Source organism: Mediterraneibacter flintii (assembly GCF_055387595.1).
Genome location: NZ_AP031405.1, coordinates 971,880 through 990,846, shown reverse-complemented (window position 1 = coordinate 990,846; position 18,967 = coordinate 971,880). Strand labels below are relative to the sequence as shown.

Below are 18,967 nucleotides of genomic sequence, written 5' to 3'. Positions count from 1 at the left end.
ATTAAAATTATAACTTTACTTTTTGCGCCTTTTCCATATCCACTCACTACAAATCCTTTCACAAAAAAAGAGAAAGCATTGTACTGTAATCTGTGTTATAATTCTTTTCATACACTTAACTATTGTTTATTCATTATTTTTTAGGAGGCTTTAAAACATGTTGGAAATTGGAACACAAGCGCCGGACTTTACGCTCAGCGACCAAAACGGAAATGCAATATCCCTCTCTGACTTTAAAGGGAAGAAAGTGATTCTCTATTTTTATCCAAAGGATAATACTCCTGGCTGCACAAAGCAGGCCTGCGCTTTCGGGGAACTCTACCCACAGTTTACGGAAAAAGGAGCCATCGTTATCGGTATTAGCAAAGACTCCTCCACTTCACACAAAAAATTTGCTGAAAAATATAACCTTCCTTTCATACTTCTTTCTGATCCAGAATTGAAAGTAATTCAAGCATATGACGTGTGGCATGAAAAAAAGATGTATGGAAAGACTATGATGGGAGTTGTCAGAAGCACCTATTTAATTGATGAAAATGGAGTAATCCAAAAAGCACTGTTCAAAGTAAAACCCGCAGAAAATCCAAAACAGATGCTTGAAGAAATAGAAATTTAACGAAGCAACAAGCAGTGCGAAAAGAACAGGCAAACGCTGTGTCATGCTTGCATGTAAACAGAAGTTTGTCTGCTTCTTTTCATTCGGCGACTGCCTATAGTGAAATGAAGCACATGCGGAATTGAGCTGGCACTGCGGAAGCTGAAGAAATGGTTCGCGCAAGAGGGCGTGTATTGCAACGTTCGTCAGGGCTTCGCCGAAATTCCTCACTTTTACAACACACGCCCTCTTGCGCTTACACTTTCGCCAGCTTAAGTTTATAATTTCAGACAAAAAAGAATCGACTTCACGCTGCTACAGAGTTCCAGTCGGAAGTTTTTCCTTCGTCTATAGGGAAGTGTGCCCTAACAAAAGAAAACGGCTTCACGTTGTTATAGACCTCCAATTAGAAGTATCTATACTACTTCTGATTGGAAATGCATAGCAGCGTGAAGCCGATTTTTTCCGTTACGAATTATAAACTTAAGTTGGAGAAAGTGTGAGTGTGAAAGAGATGCTTTGCGTGAGTGAGGAATTTCGGCGAAGCCCTGACGAACGATGCAAAACATCTCTTTCACACGACCCTTTTGTCGCTTAAATTTTATATTTCGTCAATTAACTTTATATTTATTTTTCTTGTAGTTTGTTTTCTGATGTGTTAAGGTAAGGGTACCTTTTCTATTATATTTTGGGAAAGGGAAGTATCTTTATTTCTTATATAAGGAATCTATATTCTAAAATTTTACATGTATCATTCTAGTTATGTTCATCTGATGGACAATCGGTTTTTCTGGTATTTAACTGCCAGGACATTCTAAATTTTTACCCAATGAAACAAAGGAAACTATTATGACAGCATCTGTTTTATTACTTACGCTGCAGGTGAGGTATATATTTGTGTGTTTAATGTCTACTTTGCAGAGAGCACTATATCATTTGCGGCAAATGCCGTGTAACTTAAGGGGAAAGTGTTGTAAAGTGTAAGGCTTTTCCCTATAATAAAAGGAGGAAAAGTAAATATGGAACAAAAACAAAAAGCATTGAAAGATTTGAATCTGCTGGATCGTTTTCTATTTTCACAGGCTGCTGATGACCCAGATACAATGCGGGACATGCTGGAGATTATTCTGGGAAGGGAGGTTGTCTTAAAACTCCTGCCCCAGACAGAAAAAGAGCAGCGCACCCATCCGCTGAACCGGTATGTCCGTCTGGATGTCTGGGCAATGGACGAAGAGGAGCGCATATACAATACAGAGGTGCAGAAAGAAGACACCGGAAATCTGCCGAAGCGGAGCCGGTTTTACCAGGCGTTAATCGATTCCAACCTTTTAAAGCCAGGAGAAGTGGGATTCCAAAGGCTGAATCCCGTCTACATTATTCTTATCTGTCCCTTTGATTTGTTCGGCTATGGGTTATACCAATATACCTTCCAGATGCAGTGTAAGGAAGTACCTGGATTGTCATTACAGGACGACGCTGTTCGGATATTTTTAAATACTCGCGGACAGCATACCAAAGGAGTACCACAAGAACTGATAGAGCTGTTAAGGTATATGGAGCATACCACAGAGGAAGTAAGCGCCTCCTGTGCCAGTGAGAGGATACATAATATCCAGAAACGGATCCATGCAATCAAATCCAGTGAAAAGATCGGAGTGAAGTACATGCAGGCATGGGAAGAAAAGATATTGGAACGAGAGAAAGCACGTGAAGAAGGACATGCTTCTGGATTAAAAGAAGGTTTAGCACAGGGCGGTATACAAAAGCTACGAAAGCAAGTAGAAAAGAAAGTACAAAAGGGATTCTCAGCAGAAGAAATTGCAGAAATGCTGGAAGAAGATATAGAAACCATTCAAAAATTAATAGAAGAAATATAAATTTAACGAAGCAACAAGCAGTGCGAAAAGAACAGGCAAACGCTGTGTCATGCTTGCATGTAAACAGAAGTTTGTCTGCTTCTTTTCATTCGGCGACTGCCGATAGCGAAATGAAGCACATGCGGAATTGAGCTGGCACTGCGGAAGCTGACAAAATGATCCGCACAAGAGGGCGTGTATTGCAACGTTCGTCAGGGCTTCGCCGGAATTCCTCACTTTTGCAACACACGCCCTCTTGCGCTTACACTTTCGCCAGCTTAAGTTTATATTTCCAAGCGGAAGAGATCGACTTCACGTTGCTATATATTCCAATCAGAAGTAAACAAATTTTTCTGGTTGGGAATTCGTGGCAGCGTGAAGTCGATTTCTTTTCATAGAAATTTAACTGACAAAGCGCCTTCCGAATGGCGGGGGAAAAAACTTCTACTGGAAGTGACAGCAAAAAACACTGTGTCAGATAAGCAGGGCATTGACAAGGAGCGTTCCGAATACAGTTCGCCTGGTTCTTAGTGCAAAGTATCTGCATGTTCCAATGGACACACAGATACTTTGTGCTTAGAACCACTCGAACGGATGAGGTAAAGCGGGTCCTGCCCTGTGTTCTGATACAGTGTTTTTTGCGTACCTTCTATTAAAATTTTTCTAACAGACAAGGAATGCATTTTTGCCAATTTCCACAGTGCCAGCTCAATTCCGCATACGCTTCATTTCGCTATCGGCAGTCGCCGAATGAAAAGAAATAGAAAGCCCCCTGTTTACATGCAAGCATGACACAAGGGACTTCCTATTCTTTTCGCACTGCTTGTTGCTTCGTTAAATTTATATTTCTTTTACTAATACTTTGATTATTTCTGCCATATACATTACATGGTAATCTTTCTCAGGATACCATTTTTCATCAATTCCATCATTTTGCGTAAAATACTGTGGGCCCATTTCCTGACAATATAATTTACGGCAGACAAAAATCATATTTGCTTCTTCAAAAGCGGTCGTTCCATCTACATAGTAAGGTGTCAGTCCTGCCTCTTTTTCTTTTTCGCAATCACGTCCAGATTTACTCCCACAGATACTCAAGGCTTTGCGGTAGGTTTCATCATAAAATGAAAGCGTAAAGGTTTCCTGCGCATCTACAAATTCTTTTGTATATCTCTGCGGTCTAATGTAAGCGGTAGCTACACTCTTTCCCCACATAATTCCCACACCGCCCCAACTGGCAGTCATTGTATTATGCTTTTTTTCATCTCCGGCCGTAATGAGCATCCAATCTTTCCCAATTTTTGTAAAAGGGTTAAATTCCAAAGTCTCAATATTTACTTCTTTAAATCCCATACGATTACCTCCTCTTCATTTCATGTTCTCCGATAAATATTAATGTTTTAGTATAATTTTACGGAAATTTTTCTTTCCTTTTTTCAAAACTATTCCCTCTTTTAAGAACATATCCTGTCCATATGATGTCGCAATATCTGTCACTTTCTCTCCATCAACAGAGGTGCCTCCCTGTTGTACAGCACGTCTTGCCTCTGATTTAGAGGGAACCAGCCCACTTTTTACCAGTAGAGTGAGAACATCAATTTTTCCATCTACAAAATCTCCGTCCTCTAGCTCTGCCGTCGGCATCTGCGCCGCGCTCCCCTGGCTGAACAGCGCCCTTGCACTTTCTTGTGCCTTTTTTGCCTCTTCTTCTCCATGTACCAGCTTCGTAAGTTCATAAGCCAGGATTTCCTTCGCCGTATTCAACTGCGCGCCTTCCCAACTATCCATCTTGTCAACCTCTTCCAATGGAAGGAAGGTAAGCATGCGGATACATTTAAGCACGTCTGCGTCAGCCACATTTCTCCAATATTGATAAAAATCAAACGGCGACGTTTTCTCTGGATCAAGCCACACTGCTCCAGACTGTGTTTTACCCATTTTCTTTCCTTCAGAATTCAAAAGCAATGTGATCGTCATGGCGCTCGCGTCTTTTCCTAATTTACGGCGAATTAACTCTGTACCTGCAAGCATATTGCTCCATTGATCGTCTCCGCCAAACTGAAGATTACAGCCATATTTTTGATACAGTGCATAAAAATCGTATGCCTGCATAATCATATAGTTAAATTCTAGAAAACTTAATCCTTTCTCCATTCTCTGTTTATAACATTCTGCCGTCAGCATCCTATTAACCGAGAAATGTGCACCAACCTCTCTGAGTAACTCAATGTAGTTCAAGTCTAAAAGCCAGTCCGCATTATTTACCATCAATGCTTTTCCTTCTGAAAAATCAATAAAACGGCTCATCTGCTTTTTAAAGCAATCACAGTTATGTTGTATCTGCTCTGGTGTCATCATAGAACGCATATCTGTTCTTCCGGAAGGATCTCCTATATATCCTGTTCCTCCGCCAATCAAAGCAATCGGTTTATTCCCTGCCATCTGTAACCTTTTCATCAGACACAACGCCATAAAATGTCCTACATGGAGGCTGTCTGCAGTAGGGTCAAACCCGATATAAAAGGTTGCCTTTCCATTGTTAATTAATTCTCTGATTTCTTCTTCATCTGTCACCTGCGCAATCAGTCCGCGCGCCTGTAGTTCTTCATAAATTCCCATTTTTCTTCTCTCCTTTCTTTTTTACACCTCATTTGGGACAATGTCTAATCCTGTTTCTGAAATATAAGAAAACCACATTCTGTGGGATGGTCTAACACATACCCTGTGCGGTATTTCCTCACCCGCCAGGCAATCCATATATCTCCTCCTGCACCCAGAATATTTATCATACTCAACCATAAAAGCATTGCGTTTCCTGTTATAATTGAAGCAATATATATACCAGCTCCCAGAATCACGCCCGGCAACAGGCATCCAATTAAATACCTGCCTGGCTGCAGTGGTTCTTTACAATGGCAATAAGGTGTCAGTGATTCCCACATCACTCCGATGTACATACTCTTCCATTTTTCTTTCGCTCCCATACACCAGCCTGCTCCATGCAATACTTCATGGATAGCCATAGAAAAGATAACCAAAAGCCATAGTAACGGGACATTCCATCCCCCTATCCACCAATCCCCTCTATTAAATATTCCCCATATAAACCTCCCTATAATAATAAGCGGGAGCGCCGCAGCAAGTACCATTACATTCGCCTGCACTATAGAAATTACTTCTGACTTCTCCTGATATCCCCGTTCTATAAATTCTGTTCTTTGTCGCTCATAATTTTCTATGATTCTCTTTTTCGCCGGACTTAGTTTCTTTTTCATATTCCCTCCCTCTGCTCTCCATATACTAATACCTTATCGGGAAAAGCCCGCCAGTCTGAATAGGCATAAATGTGGGGTGCTCTTTTGCATATATAACCGGATAGAAAAAGAGTTCTATTTGCGCGCAGGGTGCATCCTGTCCGGAGGGCTTTTTGTATACTAGGAAATTTCGATAAATTTCCTAGTATACAAAAAACGCCCTTATCTGAAAAGATAAGGACGAATCAATCGTGGTACCACCTTGTTTTACCGACAGCTCACACTGCCGATCTCACAGAGCTCAATGCTTTAAGCCCCTGCACAGTAACGCGTGCCCACGTCGCAGTCTACTCACACATACATCTGTTTCGTTAAAAACGCTTTATCTCTTACTCTATATGCTTTCAATGCGCAGCTCCGAGATGTATTCGTAAATGTCGGTATCATGCGCCTCTCATCAGCCGGCTACTTTCTGTTTTCTCCAACTTCCATTTACAGGAAGAGCATTTACTACTTGTTCCCTTCTATGCCTGTTTCATATCTGCTGAAATCTTATCCTATTATGTATGGTTTGTCAAGAGCGTATTTACACTATTTTATCTGCTCTTAGTTCCTCCAGCTTTCCTTCCAACACCTTTTCAATCGCATATGCTGCCCCATCCTCCTTATTAGATGGCGCACGATAAGGCGCTATGTCTTTTAACGATTCTACGGCATTTTCCATCGCTACACAGGCGCCAAAATCCATCGACAGCATAGAATAGTCATTCAGGCTATCACCCAGTACCATTACCTCATCCATGCGGTATCCCATACTCTCTATATACCATTTCAGCACAGGACCTTTCTGTGCCTGTACACTGGTAATCTCTACATTGTCCAGCGATGACGCAGCCGAGGCAATGTCCGGTATACGCTCTACTTCTTTTTTAATATTTTCTATAATTTCCAGATTGGTAGAAAACAGAAAAATTTTATATATACTACAGTTAGATTTTAATATCTTCTCTTTATCAGGTATTACATTTGTACTCTTTTTGTACTCTTCAAACACAGCGGTTTTTAAAATTTCCTCTTTTGTACCGTTTAAATGAAACGTCTGTATCTGCGCGACAAGAAAATCTTCTACCTCTTTTTCCGTGCCGATAACTCCATCCAGTTCATCCGTAAATATATACGCCGCAATCCCTGCTTTTTCGGAAATCTCTAAAATCTTCGCCGCAGCCTCTTTCTCCATCGCAATCGTTTTGATAATCTTGTCGGACGCATCTCTTACTTCTGATCCGCTGGTAACAATCTTGCCGCAGCGAATCCCAGCCGGCCCTAACACAAGCTCTGCCTCTTTGTAGCCTCTGCCGGTCGCGGCTATAAAGCAGATACCTTCCTCCTGTGCGCGCTTTACTGCCTTAATTGTTCTCTCTGATATTCTATGTTCTTCATTTAACAGCGTCCCGTCTAAATCGGACGCAATTACTTTAATCATCCTTGCAAACTCCTTTAAGCACTTCGGCTGCTTCTCTGATCTTTTCTGCATCTGTCTGCCAGATCTCATACTCACTGAACCCTGGAATTCCCATGTTTACGCCCGTTCTTCTGAATTCCATGGCGCTGTCCTTTACAACCTTTCCCGACATATGATAGGCTGTAATTTTTGTATAGGAAACTAATTTTCCAATCACATCCGGTGTAATTCCTGCACCTGCAAGAATTTCCACACGACCTGCACTTTTTTCTGCCAGCTCTTTTAACAGCTTACGGCCCTCCCATGCTGAATTTTTTTGTCCGCTTGTGAGAATCGTTCCAATCCCCAGTTCCACAGCCTGCTCTAAAGCCATAAACGCATCCCGACACATATCGAATGCCCGATGTAAGGTAAATTCCAAGCCATCCGCTGCTTTAATGAGCCCTTGCATCTGCTCTACATTCAATGTACCGTCAGGGCACAAAATTCCCGTTACAATCGCGTCAGCCCCTAGTTCACGATACATTTCTGCCTCTTCCTTCATCTGGGTAAACTCATATTTATCATAACAAAAATCTCCAAACCGCGGACGAAGCAATACACGGATTTTTAAATCCGTGTAATACCTCACTTGCTGAAAAAGTGCCTTTCCCGGCGATGTTCCGCCAATGATTAAATTGCTGCACAATTCTATACGGTCTGCCTTTGCTTTCTGTGCTTCTAAAGCAGACTGAACACTGTCCACACATACTTCCAGTGTGCATTTCATCTCTATCTTTCCTTCCTTTTTAAGAAAACCGCACACTACCGCGGAACTTTTGACAATGCTGCTTCGTCACATACAAGTATCGCATCCTTATGCAGCTGCAGAATAGATGCCGGAACCTGCGGCGTAATTTCTCCAAAGAACGCCTTTGCCACAATATCTGCCTTCGCCTCTCCATTTGCAACCAGCAGAACCTTCTTTGCCGTCATAATCGTGCCGATTCCCATTGTATATGCCTGTCTTGGGACGTCATCTGCACAAGCAAAGAATCGTTTGTTTGCTTCGATTGTACTCTCCGTAAGTTCCACGCAGTGTGTCTCCTTTTCAAAAATATCACAAGGTTCATTAAAACCAATATGTCCGTTATGGCCCAATCCGAGAAGCTGCAAATCAATCCCGCCCAGAGAGCGAATCAACTCTTCATACCTTGCACATTCTTTCGCCGCGTCTGGCTCCATTCCATTGGGAACATTGGTGTTTTCTTCTTTGATATTTACACGGTCGAACAAATTTTTGTGCATAAAATAATAATAGCTCTGATCATTGGCATGATTAAGCCCCTTATACTCATCCAGATTCACTGTCTTAACCTGGGAAAAATCCAAGTCTTTGCTTTCATACAGTTCTGTCAGCCTGTCATACGTGCCAATCGGCGTAGAGCCTGTTGCCAGCCCCAAAACACAATCTGGCTTCAGAATAACCTGGGCAGCTATAATGTTCGCAGCGATCCTGCTCATTTCCTGGTAATCTTTTGCTTTGTAGATTTTCATTTTTAGATTCCTCCTCTATGCTGAGATTATTATGGAACGATTTACAAAGATGAAAAAACCAGATTTCCAGAATATAAAGAATCTTACTTTATTCCTCGAAAATCTGGTTTTGCCTCCATTCATAACAATCCAGTCCATTTAATTAGTTTCATACTATCAATTACCTGACAGATTGTCAAGTTTCAAATGCTCTTGCCTCTTTGTTTTTCTCCTTCCTGTAATATTTTTTAAAATTGTAAAAAGCCCCTAATATTCCTGCATTATTTCCATGTTTCGCAAACGCAATTTCTGTCTTTTCCAGTAAAATCGGCTTTAAATATTTTTGTATCTGTTTTTCTATAAGGGGCTTCAGAACCTCTTTTTGTTCCATTACCCCTCCACCTAGCACAACCATCTGTGGGTTCAGGACATAACAGATAGACGCAATTCCTTTCCCGAGTACTTCTGTCATTTCCTCAATTGCTCTAATACAGTCCTCATCCCCTTGCTTTGCATATTCAAAAATCTTAATTCCATTCCACTCTTCTGGTCTGCCATTCTTTTTGCCTGCTATCTTTTTACTCATAATGCTCCCAGCTCCTAGAGTCTGGAAATCACTTCCGTCCATATACAGATACCCTACTTCACCTGCACAATTTCCATATCCGTGATAAACCTCTCCATCCAGAATCACACAACCTCCGATTCCTGTGCCGACTGTGAGGCATACGACACTTTTGCGTCCTACGGCAGCTCCGCTTACTACTTCTGCCAATCCCGCACAATTCACATCATTTTCCACTGCACATGGTATTTGAAACCGTTCTTCCATCTGCTTTTTAATCTCTGTGCCGGTATAACCAGGTATCAGTTCTCCTGCATACAGAATTTTTCCTTTTTCGCAGTCTACAATTCCTGCGGTAGACACACAGATTCCAGAAATCTTAAAATTTTCCTGTTCTTTTTCCGTTATCTTTACTATCTGTTCCAGAATTCCTTCGCCTTTTCCTGCCGTATTCGTCTGAACACTATCCTTTTTTATAATCTGCGCGTGTTCGTCTATTATACCATATTTCAGGGCTGTTCCTCCCACATCAATGCTTACATAATATTCTTTCATTTTTCTAATGCCCTTACAAATTCTTTCGTAATCTCCTGCGGTCTTGTAATTGCCGTTCCTACCACTACGCTATATACACCAAGCCCCATCACTTTATGTACCTTCTCAGGGGTATTGATATTTCCCTCTGCGATAACTCTGTGTTTCACACGCTTTAATATTTCTCTGATCAAGAAAAAGTCATTTTGTTCTATTTTAATTCCTTTGCTTTGTTCTGTATATCCAACCAGGGTAGTCCCAATGAAGTCAAACCCTAATTCGTCCGCATACACTGCCTCCTCCAAAGTAGAGCAGTCTGCCATAAGAAGTTGTTCTGGATAATTGCTTCTGATTTCCTTATAAAACTCTTTCAGACTGAGCCCGCCCGGCCGTATTCCTCCAGTAGCGTCTACGGCAATGATTTCCGGTTTTACTTCCATCAGTTCTCTAATTTCTTTCATAGTAGGCGTAATATATACATGACTGTCCTCATAATCTCTTTTTACAATTCCAATTACAGGCAGATCCACATTCTTTTTTATCTCGGCTATATCTTCTTTCGTATTTGCCCTGATTCCAGCAGCACCTCCTGCCATAGCCGCGAATGCCATCCTCCCCATAATAAAAGAAGAATGTAGTGGTTCTTCCGGAAGCGCCTGACAGGATACTATTAGTTTTCCTTTTATCGTCTCAACTGGTTTTCCCATAATCATACCCGCCTTTTTACTATTTTTTCAATTTCAGCGCTAAATTTATCATGGCTCGCCGCATCCATATGCATAAAATCTATCTGGTTCATTGTACAGACAGGTCCCGCGTCCAGAAAATCACATCCACATTCCTCGGCACATTTTCTGAACTCTTCTGCAAGCTCTACCGATTTAGCGCTGCACTTTCCCATTTCCCCTGCTACCTTTGACTGCTCACACTGTGGAGCAATGGGAGCCGGAGCAACAATAAGAATCTTGGCTTTTTCTCTCCACGCTGGTGTCGCCGCCGCTTTACATACTAGTCTTTTCATTCCGTCTGCTATATTTTTGGATGTTGCACAGAAGCGTTCTTTACAATCGTTTGTCCCCAGCATAATAATCATATAATCAAGAGGCGCCTGTGACATTAGACAGGGATATAGAAATGACAGTGCACTCATTCCTTCATTCAGTGGGTCTTCGAACACTGTTGTCCTTCCGCTTAATCCTTCTTCTATTACAGCGTATTCACTCCCTAGACGTGCGGCAAGCTTGCCTGTCCATCTTACTTCTTCTGGAAAACGCCCGTCTGTCACAGCATCATATCCCCATGTATTCGAATCTCCAAAACACAATACTCTTTTCTTCATCTCTTATACCTAACCTTTCACTGCTCCCATCGCAAGTCCCTGAACAAAATTTTTCTGAAGCACCCACACAAGAATTAAAACCGGTACAAGTGTAATTACTGCTGTAGCGGCCATTGGCCCCCATTCCAAGCCCCTATCTGTGATAAATCCTGCAATGACGACCGGAAGTGTCTTTGATTTATTGATGCTCAAAATAACAGCAAATAAAAATTCATTCCACGCTCCTACAAACGCAAGAATCGCAGAGGCAATGATTCCCGGTTTGGTAAGGGGGAAAATAATCAGAAAAAAGCGTTTGGTAAACCCACATCCATCCAGCATAGCCGATTCTTCCAGCTCCAAAGGAAGTTGTTCGAAAAATCCCATCATAAGCCAGATTACAAGCGGCAGATTAAAACTAGTATTCATAATAATCAATGCTGTCTTTGTATCGATCAGATGCAGGCTTCTCATAACCAGATAAACTGGTATAGCTGTAGCAATCGCCGGATACATTTTCTGTACCATGAACCATAGTCCGAACCATTTTCTCGCTCTGTTTCCAATGCTTCCGCGCGCAACTGCATAAGCCGCCATACTTCCAAATATAACAGATATAATCGTTGAGCCGCCCGCCACAATCAATGTATTCATAAAATGCTGCAAAAGCTGGTTCTTTCCGAAAATTTCCTGATAACTATCCAGTGTAAATATACTGGGAAATAAGACCGGAGGGTTGGACAAATACTCTCCTTCTATTTTAAAAGAGCTTGTTATGAGCCAATAGAGAGGAAACACAATCAGAATCAAAGAAATCCCAATGAGGATAACCCGCACCGGTTTCCCCGCAAAATTTCCAATAATGTTGTCTGTAGTCGGTGCTTTGTGTTTCATTTTCTTCATATCTGCGCCTCCATCCTATCTCTCATTTTCAAAAATCCTACAGTTACCAACGTCATAACTACTACAAATACAATCGCCAGAGCCGCAGAATATCCTGCGTCAAAAAATTTCAGTCCCTGCTTATAAATATAGTTCGGAAGCATTTCTGTAGCATTTCCTGGACCGCCGTTTGTCATAACATACACTGTGTCAAATACTTTAAATGCATCTACAAAGCGCAGCATCACAACAATAGTAAGAAGCGGAGCTATGTAAGGAAGTACAATTTTCCGGAAGATTACACCGTTAGACGCTCCGTCCACACTTGCTGCTTCCAGACTGTCCTGAGGCAGCGCTTTCAGTCCTGCTGCGCAGATAATCGTCACCCATGGAGCTAGCTGCCACACATTGACCAAGATAACCGCTATCATCGCCGTTTTCGTGCTGCTTAGCCAGGTAATGCTTGGTATTCCCAGAAAGCTTAAAAGATAGTTAATAACTCCTGTTGTAGAATCCAGCATCATGCGCCAGAGAGTACCGACAGCTACAGGAGCCATAATCATTGGGATCAAGAAGATCGAAGTGATAATCCTCGCCCACATTTTATCTGAGCAAAGCGCCATAGCAACAAAAAGTCCCACCAATACCTCCAGTGTCACAGAAACCACCGCAAATAATAATGTATTTAATGTACTGACATGGAGTGCTTCATCTGTAAGCATTCTGATATAGTTCGAAAGTCCTACAAATTCCGGAACCGCATTGGGGAGATTCAGCTTCATCTTAAAAAAGCTCAAATATACTGAATAAAGTAATGGGAGCAGCGCCGTTACTCCCAGAAAAATCATCGTCGGAGTCAAAAAAAGCCAGGATGCCGCTTTATCGCTTTTGCTTTTTCTGATATTCTTCTGCACATGTTTTTTCCTGTTTGCCATACCTTTCTTCCTTTCCATACAGGGCTGTCATATGACAGCCCTGCTCTGAATCTCTTTTAAAGATTATAGTTCTTCGTTCCTTCCTCCGGCGGCGCGTTCTTCAATGCTGCCTCCATGCCCTCTTCCATTTTTGAAACCGCTTCTTCCAACTCAATCTGTCCGGACATATATTGGCTCACTACCGTATTTAACATTGTATCTACCTCTGTAGATGCCGGAATTCTCCACCACATATTTGCAGTATCAAGCGCTTCTCTTACTGTATCCATATATGTACCTTTGATGCCGTCCTGTTCCCAGAATGCTTCCCGTGGTGAGAGAATACCATATTCTTCATAAAATTGATTTTGTTTTTCTTCGCTTGTATACATCTTTATCCATTCCCATGCAAGCTCCTGATTTTTAGATGCCGCCGGAATAGATACATCCCAAGCACTCAGAAGTGTTGTTCCTGTCTCATCATGTGGAATTACATCAAGCGCCCATTTTCCTACGACCTTTGACTGACTTTCATCATCCGCCGCCTGTGTCAGTCCCAGTGTTGGCCAAGTCTCGCATATCGCCGCATTTCCGTCGAGGAATGCCTTGATAGATTCTTCTGTTCCCCATGACAAAATCGATGGATCTGCGTAATCCTGAATTTCCTTCAAATGTTTCAGGGCCTCTCTCGTCGCGTCGGAATCAATCGTTACATTCCAGTCCTCATCTGCCCAGGCGCCTCCCATAGACCACAGTACATAGTCAAATGTACCTCCAAGCTGACCGGTTGTTGCGGATACGGATATACCATACATACCTTCTTCTTTATTTGTCAAAGATTTCGCTACTTCTCGATATTCCTCCCATGTATCTGGAATTCCTTCGGGCAAAAGGTCTGTACGATAAGCAAAGAGCTGCGGAGTACATGCATTCGGTATTCCTGTCGTCACTCCCTGCCATACACCACAGTTTTCAAGCACTTTTTCAATAAAAACGTCTGTGCTGTAATCATCCTTATCCATAAATTCCTGAAGATCTGTCATATATGGTGCAAATTCCCCGTCCCACTGGCTTGCTACATCTATGACATCATAGGAGCCCGTACCACTTGTCAGATCCAGTAATGCTTTTTCATGTAATGTTGCATATGGAAAGTCTACAACCTCCACAGTAGCCCCCGTCTGTTCTTCAAACTCATCTACCATGCTATTCGCCGCATCTGCATATACACCTGACATATACAGTACGGTAAGCTTTTCTCCAGCATATGGCTTATCTCCATTTGCACTGGACGACTTTTTCTCTTCACCGCCCCCGCAGCCCGCCAGCATGCCAGCCGCTAAAGACATACACAAAAGTACACTTACCATTTTCTTTTTCATTTCTACACATCCTCCTTTTTAAAATTTTACGTTGGAATATTTTTTGAAAATTTTTTCTTTTTTATCAAATTATAATTTGATGAATTTTCAAAAAATATTTTTTCTGAAATAAGATTATCATTTTTATTTTCAGTTGTCAACACGTATTTTGTGTGTTTTTTATATTTTATCAGTTGATTTATGATTCAATTTATGATATTTTTACAATAAATAAAAAAAGAATTTTTTTCTTTTTTATTCTATTATATGATTAGAGTGTCAAAAGGTAACTTTTGCAAATGCTTCCGGCAATTTTCACAAAAAGATAACTTGCCAGACGACTTTATGCGCGATGGAGATGAAACTCAAAAATCACGGAAGCCTTTGCTGACGTGATTTTCGTATTAAGAGGTTCATCGGAATGCTCCGCGCACCGGAGTCTGAAAAGTTACTTTTTGTGAAAAGTGACAAGAGAATTTAAATAAGTTACCTTTTGACACCCGAATCATTATATTTAATTAATGACATTTAATCGGTCTGTACGTATCCTCTTTTTTCTTCTTAGTTCCGGTTAAATTGACAGTCATTTTTCCCCTATGTTACAATGTAAAGAAAAGCGAGGTGTCTCTATGGCTACAACTACCCTGATGACGGAAATCACAAGCAGATATTCAAAAATGACCAAGGCTGAAAAAAAAGTTGCGGATTTTGTTCTTTCCTCTCCCCAGGCTGCACTGAACGCCACAATCACAGATTTGTCCAGGCTCTGCCACGTAGGTGAAACCAGTGTATTCCGTTTCTGCCGTACCTTATCTCTCAAGGGATACCAAGATTTCAAGCTTTCTCTTGCACTTAGCACATCTAGTCCTGAAACCAGCTTTAAAAAAGAGACGATCGATGTCGCTGCTACTCCAAATTGTCGTGAAACTGCTGCAAACGTAAAGCGTGCATATATTCTTGCCCTTGAGCAGACCTTTGAGACTTTAAACTTCAGTGCAGTTTCCCGAGCCGTAAATTTGATTTTGAGTGCACGCACAATCAATCTCTTTGGATTTGGCGGTTCAGGCACCAGTGCAAACGAAGCAAAAAACAAGTTTATGAAAATTCTTCCTAACTTCATTTATAATTCAGATGCTCATATACAGCTGACACAGGCAGCATTATTGTCCCCGGAAGATATTGCTATTATTTTCTGCAATTCCGGTATTACGAAGGACTGTATTGAAATTGCACATATTTGCCATTCCTCCAAAGTGCCTGTTATTTTTATCACTCAGTTTTTAAAAACTCCTGCCGCACAGTATTCAGACGTCCTGCTTTTATGCGGCGCAAATGAAGGCCCAATGGAAGGAGGTTCCATCGCAAATAAAACTGCACAGTTATTTTTAGTTGACATTCTTTATGCAGAAGTCTATAAAAAATTAGGAAATCGTGCGATTGAAAACAAAAAGAAAACCTCTCGCGTGATAACAGAAAAAATGATGTGAGTTAAATTTATATTTATTTTTCTTGTAGTTTGTTTTCTGATGTGTTAAGGTAAGGGTATCTTTTCTAATATCTATCTATATTAGGGAAAGGGAAGTATCTTTATTTCTTATATAAGGAATCTACATTCTAAAAATTTACATGTATCATTCTATTTATGTTCATCTGATGGACAATCGGTTTTTCTGGTATTTAACTGCCAGGGCATTCTAAATTTTTACCCAATGAAACAAAGGAAACTGCTGTGACAGCATCTGTTTTATTACTTACGCTGCAGGTGAGGTATATATTTGTGTGTTTAATGTCTACTTTGCAGAAAGCACTATATCGTTTGCGGCAAATGCTGTGTAACTTAAGGGGAAAGTGTTGTAAACCGTAAGGCTTTTCCCTATAATAAAAGGAGGAAAAGTAATATGGAACAAAAACAAAAAACATTGAAGGATTTGAATCTGCTGGATCGTTTTTTATTCTCACAGGCTGCTGATGACCCAGATACAATGCGGGACATGCTGGAGATTATTCTGGGAAGGGAGGTTGTCTTAAAGCTCCTGCCCCAGACAGAAAAGGAGCAGCGCACCCATCCACTGAATCGGTATGTCCGGCTGGATGTTTGGGCAATGGACGAAGAGGAACGCATATACAACGCAGAGGTGCAGAGAGAGGATACAGGGAATCTGCCAAAACGGAGCCGGTTTTATCAGGCGCTAATCGATTCCAACCTTTTAAAGCCAGGGGAAGTGGGATTTCAAAGGCTGAATCCTGTCTATATTATTCTTATCTGCCCTTTTGATTTATTCGGTTATGGATTATATCGATATACCTTCCAGATGCAGTGTAAGGAAGTACCTGGATTATCCTTGCAGGACGACGCTGTTCGGATATTTTTAAATACCCGCGGACAGCGCACAGAAGGCGTACCACAAGAACTGATAGAGCTGTTAAGGTATATGGAGCATACCACAGAGGAAGTAAGTGCCTCTTGTACCAGTGAGAGGATACATAATATCCAGAAACGGATCCATGCAATCAAATCCAGTGAAAAGATCGGGGTGAAATACATGCAGGCATGGGAAGAAAAGATACTGGAACAAGAGAAAGCACGTGAAGAAGGGCGTCAGGAAGGACATGCTTCTGGATTAAGAGAAGGTTTAACACAAGGCGGCATACAAAAACTACGAAAGCAAGTGGAAAAGAAAGTACAAAAGGGATTCTCAGTAGAAGAAATTGCAGAAATGCTGGAAGAAGATATAGAAACTATTCAAAAATTAATGGAAGAAATATAAAGTTAACAAAGCAACAAGCGGTGCGAAAAGAACAGGAAGACTCTGTGTCATGCTTGCATATAAACAGAGGGCTTCCTGTTTCTTGTCATTCGGCGACTGCCCATAGCGAAATGAAGCGTATGAGAAAGTGTAAGCGTAAGGAGTGTGTTATAAAAAAGAGAAATTCCGGCGAAGCCCTGACGAACGTTGCAATACACTCCCTCTTGCGCGGATCGTTTTCGTCAGCTTCCGCTGTGATAGGTTATTTCTTTTAAAATGAGTCCCTGCGGAGGCGCAGTCACCCCTGCTGCCTGCCTATCCTGCGCCTTAAGTATCTCTTCTACCTTTTGTGGAGTATAATATCCTCTCCCTACGCGCAGAAGCGTTCCGACAATGATCCGCACCATATTATAGAGAAAGCCGTTTCCTCTGATGCGGATAATCCATTCGCATTCGTTTTGCTCTATTGTAAGTTCATAAATTCTGCGCACTGTATTTTCAACATTTGTCCGCACATTACAAAAGCTGGCAAAGTCATGCTCACCGATCAGATAGGCTGCTGCCTGCCGCATTTTGTCTAAATCCAGCTTATATGATACAAAATAGGTCGTAAGTCTCCGAGTCGGATCTGGAACCTTGGCATTCCATATGTGGTATTCATACGTTTTCTCACAGTCGCAGTACCGCGGATGCCAGTCTGCCGGTACTTCCTCTGACTTGACTATCACAATATCCTCTGGAAGTTTTTGATTCACAGCGTACGCGATCCTTACAGGAGGAATACTGGTGTCTGTATCAAATACCGCTACATTGCCTAATGCATGTACGCCAGAATCTGTCCTGCTGGCTCCAATTACCCGTATATCTTCTTTTAAAACCTGCGACAGCCTTTTATTGAGCACTTCTTCTATTGTAATTCCATTTGGCTGTATCTGCCATCCACAATAGTTTGTTCCGTCATACGCAACGGTCAATTTAATTCTTTTCATACCGTTTCCTTTCGCCTTCTATTCTGTAATTGCAATTTCCTTTTTTAACACTGTCAAAAATTTTTCAGCAGCTTTAGAAAACACCTGCTGTTTTTTCCAGACAATGTCTAACTGTGATTCTAACCGCGGTGTAAGAGGTTTGAAACATAAGTTACTGCTTTCTGATGTATTCACCAGCTTGTCCAGGCATAATGCATACCCAAATCCCTCATCAACCATAAGAGAAGCATTATAGACTAGATTATATGTAGCAACAATATTGAATTGTTCATAATTTTGTCCACTCCAACCAGATATTTCATTGCGTACTAACGCCTGTCTGGAAGTAATAAGGGGAATTTCCTTTAAATCCTCCGGTGAAATTTTTTCTTTTTTCGCGTAAGGACTGTCTTTTCTCATAAGAAGCCCCCAGCAATCTCTTACCGGCAGCTTAATATAGTTATACTTTTCTATATCGGCAGGTTCTATCAAAATCCCAAAATCAAGTACCCCTTTATCCAATTTTTCTGTTACGTCATCCGCGTTTCCACTAAACAGATGATAACGAATATGAGGATACATTTTTTGTAGATTTTGGGCAGCTTTGGCAATCAAACGCATAGCGTCTGTCTCTCCACCGCCAATGTAAATATCCCCGTTAATCATCTCATCTTCCGCAACAAGCTCTGATTCCGTTTTGTCAACCAAAGCAATAATTTCCTCTGCGCGTTTACGTAATAGAACCCCTTCATTCGTTAAAGTAATTTTGTGATTGCGCCTTCCGCGGTTTAAGAGCCTCACTCCCAGATCCTCTTCTAATTCCATAAGCTGCCGCGAAAGTGTCGGCTGCGTAATATGCAGATATTGAGCTGCCTTAGAGATGCTTTCTTCTCTTGCCACAGCAAGAAAATACCGTAAGATACGAACTTCCATATATCCTATCCCCTTATTTTTACTAGTGAAATTATACGTTTTAATTATATGCCTGTCAAGCAT

18 protein-coding genes are annotated in these 18,967 nt (G+C 41.4%); 4 read left to right on the top strand and 14 right to left on the bottom strand.

Annotated features, from left to right (window positions below):
• Positions 1–157 precede the first annotated feature (157 nt).
• The gene (gene bcp / locus ACZ5C4_RS04635) at positions 158–616 is read left to right on the top strand and encodes a thioredoxin-dependent thiol peroxidase (protein WP_464519975.1); all 459 of its coding nucleotides are present in this window, start codon (positions 158–160) and stop codon (positions 614–616) included.
• 998 nt (positions 617–1,614) lie between these two features.
• A complete protein-coding gene (locus tag ACZ5C4_RS04630) occupies positions 1,615–2,472 on the top strand; it encodes an Rpn family recombination-promoting nuclease/putative transposase (protein WP_464519974.1) in 858 nt (285 codons plus the stop codon).
• A gap of 819 nt (positions 2,473–3,291) precedes the next feature.
• Here the strand turns inward: ACZ5C4_RS04630 and ACZ5C4_RS04625 are convergent.
• The 12 genes from ACZ5C4_RS04625 to ACZ5C4_RS04570 form a co-directional block, all read right to left on the bottom strand.
• Positions 3,292–3,804 (bottom strand): flavin reductase family protein, encoded by a 513-nt coding sequence (locus ACZ5C4_RS04625; protein WP_464519973.1) that lies wholly within the window; start codon positions 3,802–3,804, stop codon positions 3,292–3,294.
• 39 nt (positions 3,805–3,843) lie between these two features.
• The gene (tyrS, locus tag ACZ5C4_RS04620) at positions 3,844–5,070 is read right to left on the bottom strand and encodes a tyrosine--tRNA ligase (protein WP_464519972.1); all 1,227 of its coding nucleotides are present in this window, start codon (positions 5,068–5,070) and stop codon (positions 3,844–3,846) included.
• Positions 5,071–5,114: 44 nt separating this feature from the next.
• Complete coding sequence (locus ACZ5C4_RS04615; protein WP_464519971.1) at positions 5,115–5,726, bottom strand: DUF3267 domain-containing protein; 612 nt, start codon at positions 5,724–5,726, stop codon at positions 5,115–5,117.
• A gap of 565 nt (positions 5,727–6,291) precedes the next feature.
• Positions 6,292–7,188, bottom strand: coding sequence for a Cof-type HAD-IIB family hydrolase (locus ACZ5C4_RS04610; protein WP_464519970.1), 897 nt, complete (start codon positions 7,186–7,188; stop codon positions 6,292–6,294).
• Entirely contained in the window at positions 7,181–7,936 is a 756-nt protein-coding gene (locus ACZ5C4_RS04605; RefSeq protein ID WP_464519969.1) for a copper homeostasis protein CutC, read from the bottom strand. The genes ACZ5C4_RS04610 and ACZ5C4_RS04605 overlap by 8 nt, the downstream gene beginning before the upstream one ends.
• Before the next feature lie 35 nt (positions 7,937–7,971).
• The gene (gene nagB, locus ACZ5C4_RS04600) at positions 7,972–8,703 is read right to left on the bottom strand and encodes a glucosamine-6-phosphate deaminase (RefSeq protein ID WP_464519968.1); all 732 of its coding nucleotides are present in this window, start codon (positions 8,701–8,703) and stop codon (positions 7,972–7,974) included.
• Between the two features lie 175 nt (positions 8,704–8,878).
• Positions 8,879–9,802, bottom strand: coding sequence for an ROK family protein (locus tag ACZ5C4_RS04595; RefSeq protein ID WP_464519967.1), 924 nt, complete (start codon positions 9,800–9,802; stop codon positions 8,879–8,881).
• Positions 9,799–10,488, bottom strand: a complete 690-nt coding sequence (locus ACZ5C4_RS04590) for an N-acetylmannosamine-6-phosphate 2-epimerase (protein WP_464519966.1) — start codon at positions 10,486–10,488, stop codon at positions 9,799–9,801. Before ACZ5C4_RS04590 ends, ACZ5C4_RS04595 begins: the two co-directional genes overlap by 4 nt.
• A 2-nt stretch (positions 10,489–10,490) precedes the next feature.
• Positions 10,491–11,120, bottom strand: a complete 630-nt coding sequence (locus tag ACZ5C4_RS04585; RefSeq protein WP_464519965.1) for an SGNH/GDSL hydrolase family protein — start codon at positions 11,118–11,120, stop codon at positions 10,491–10,493.
• 9 nt (positions 11,121–11,129) lie between these two features.
• A complete protein-coding gene (locus ACZ5C4_RS04580; protein WP_186875493.1) occupies positions 11,130–12,002 on the bottom strand; it encodes a carbohydrate ABC transporter permease in 873 nt (290 codons plus the stop codon).
• Positions 11,999–12,916 carry a carbohydrate ABC transporter permease gene (locus ACZ5C4_RS04575; RefSeq protein WP_464519964.1) on the bottom strand — a complete coding sequence of 306 codons (918 nt, stop codon included), beginning with the start codon at positions 12,914–12,916 and terminating at the stop codon, positions 11,999–12,001. Before ACZ5C4_RS04575 ends, ACZ5C4_RS04580 begins: the two co-directional genes overlap by 4 nt.
• A gap of 56 nt (positions 12,917–12,972) precedes the next feature.
• Positions 12,973–14,277: an ABC transporter substrate-binding protein gene (locus ACZ5C4_RS04570; RefSeq protein ID WP_464519963.1), complete on the bottom strand. Its 1,305-nt coding sequence runs from the start codon at positions 14,275–14,277 to the stop codon at positions 12,973–12,975.
• Positions 14,278–14,885: 608 nt separating this feature from the next.
• Between ACZ5C4_RS04570 and ACZ5C4_RS04565 the strand changes: the two genes are divergently transcribed.
• Positions 14,886–15,743 (top strand): MurR/RpiR family transcriptional regulator, encoded by an 858-nt coding sequence (locus tag ACZ5C4_RS04565; protein ID WP_464519962.1) that lies wholly within the window; start codon positions 14,886–14,888, stop codon positions 15,741–15,743.
• Positions 15,744–16,154: 411 nt separating this feature from the next.
• A complete protein-coding gene (locus ACZ5C4_RS04560) occupies positions 16,155–17,024 on the top strand; it encodes an Rpn family recombination-promoting nuclease/putative transposase (RefSeq protein WP_464519961.1) in 870 nt (289 codons plus the stop codon).
• 221 nt (positions 17,025–17,245) lie between these two features.
• Here the strand turns inward: ACZ5C4_RS04560 and truA are convergent, their stop codons facing one another.
• Both truA and ACZ5C4_RS04550 read right to left on the bottom strand, forming a co-directional pair.
• Positions 17,246–17,992: a tRNA pseudouridine(38-40) synthase TruA gene (truA, locus tag ACZ5C4_RS04555; protein WP_464519960.1), complete on the bottom strand. Its 747-nt coding sequence runs from the start codon at positions 17,990–17,992 to the stop codon at positions 17,246–17,248.
• Between the two features lie 18 nt (positions 17,993–18,010).
• Complete coding sequence (locus ACZ5C4_RS04550; RefSeq protein WP_464519959.1) at positions 18,011–18,904, bottom strand: LysR family transcriptional regulator; 894 nt, start codon at positions 18,902–18,904, stop codon at positions 18,011–18,013.
• Between the last annotated feature and the right edge of the window lie 63 nt (positions 18,905–18,967).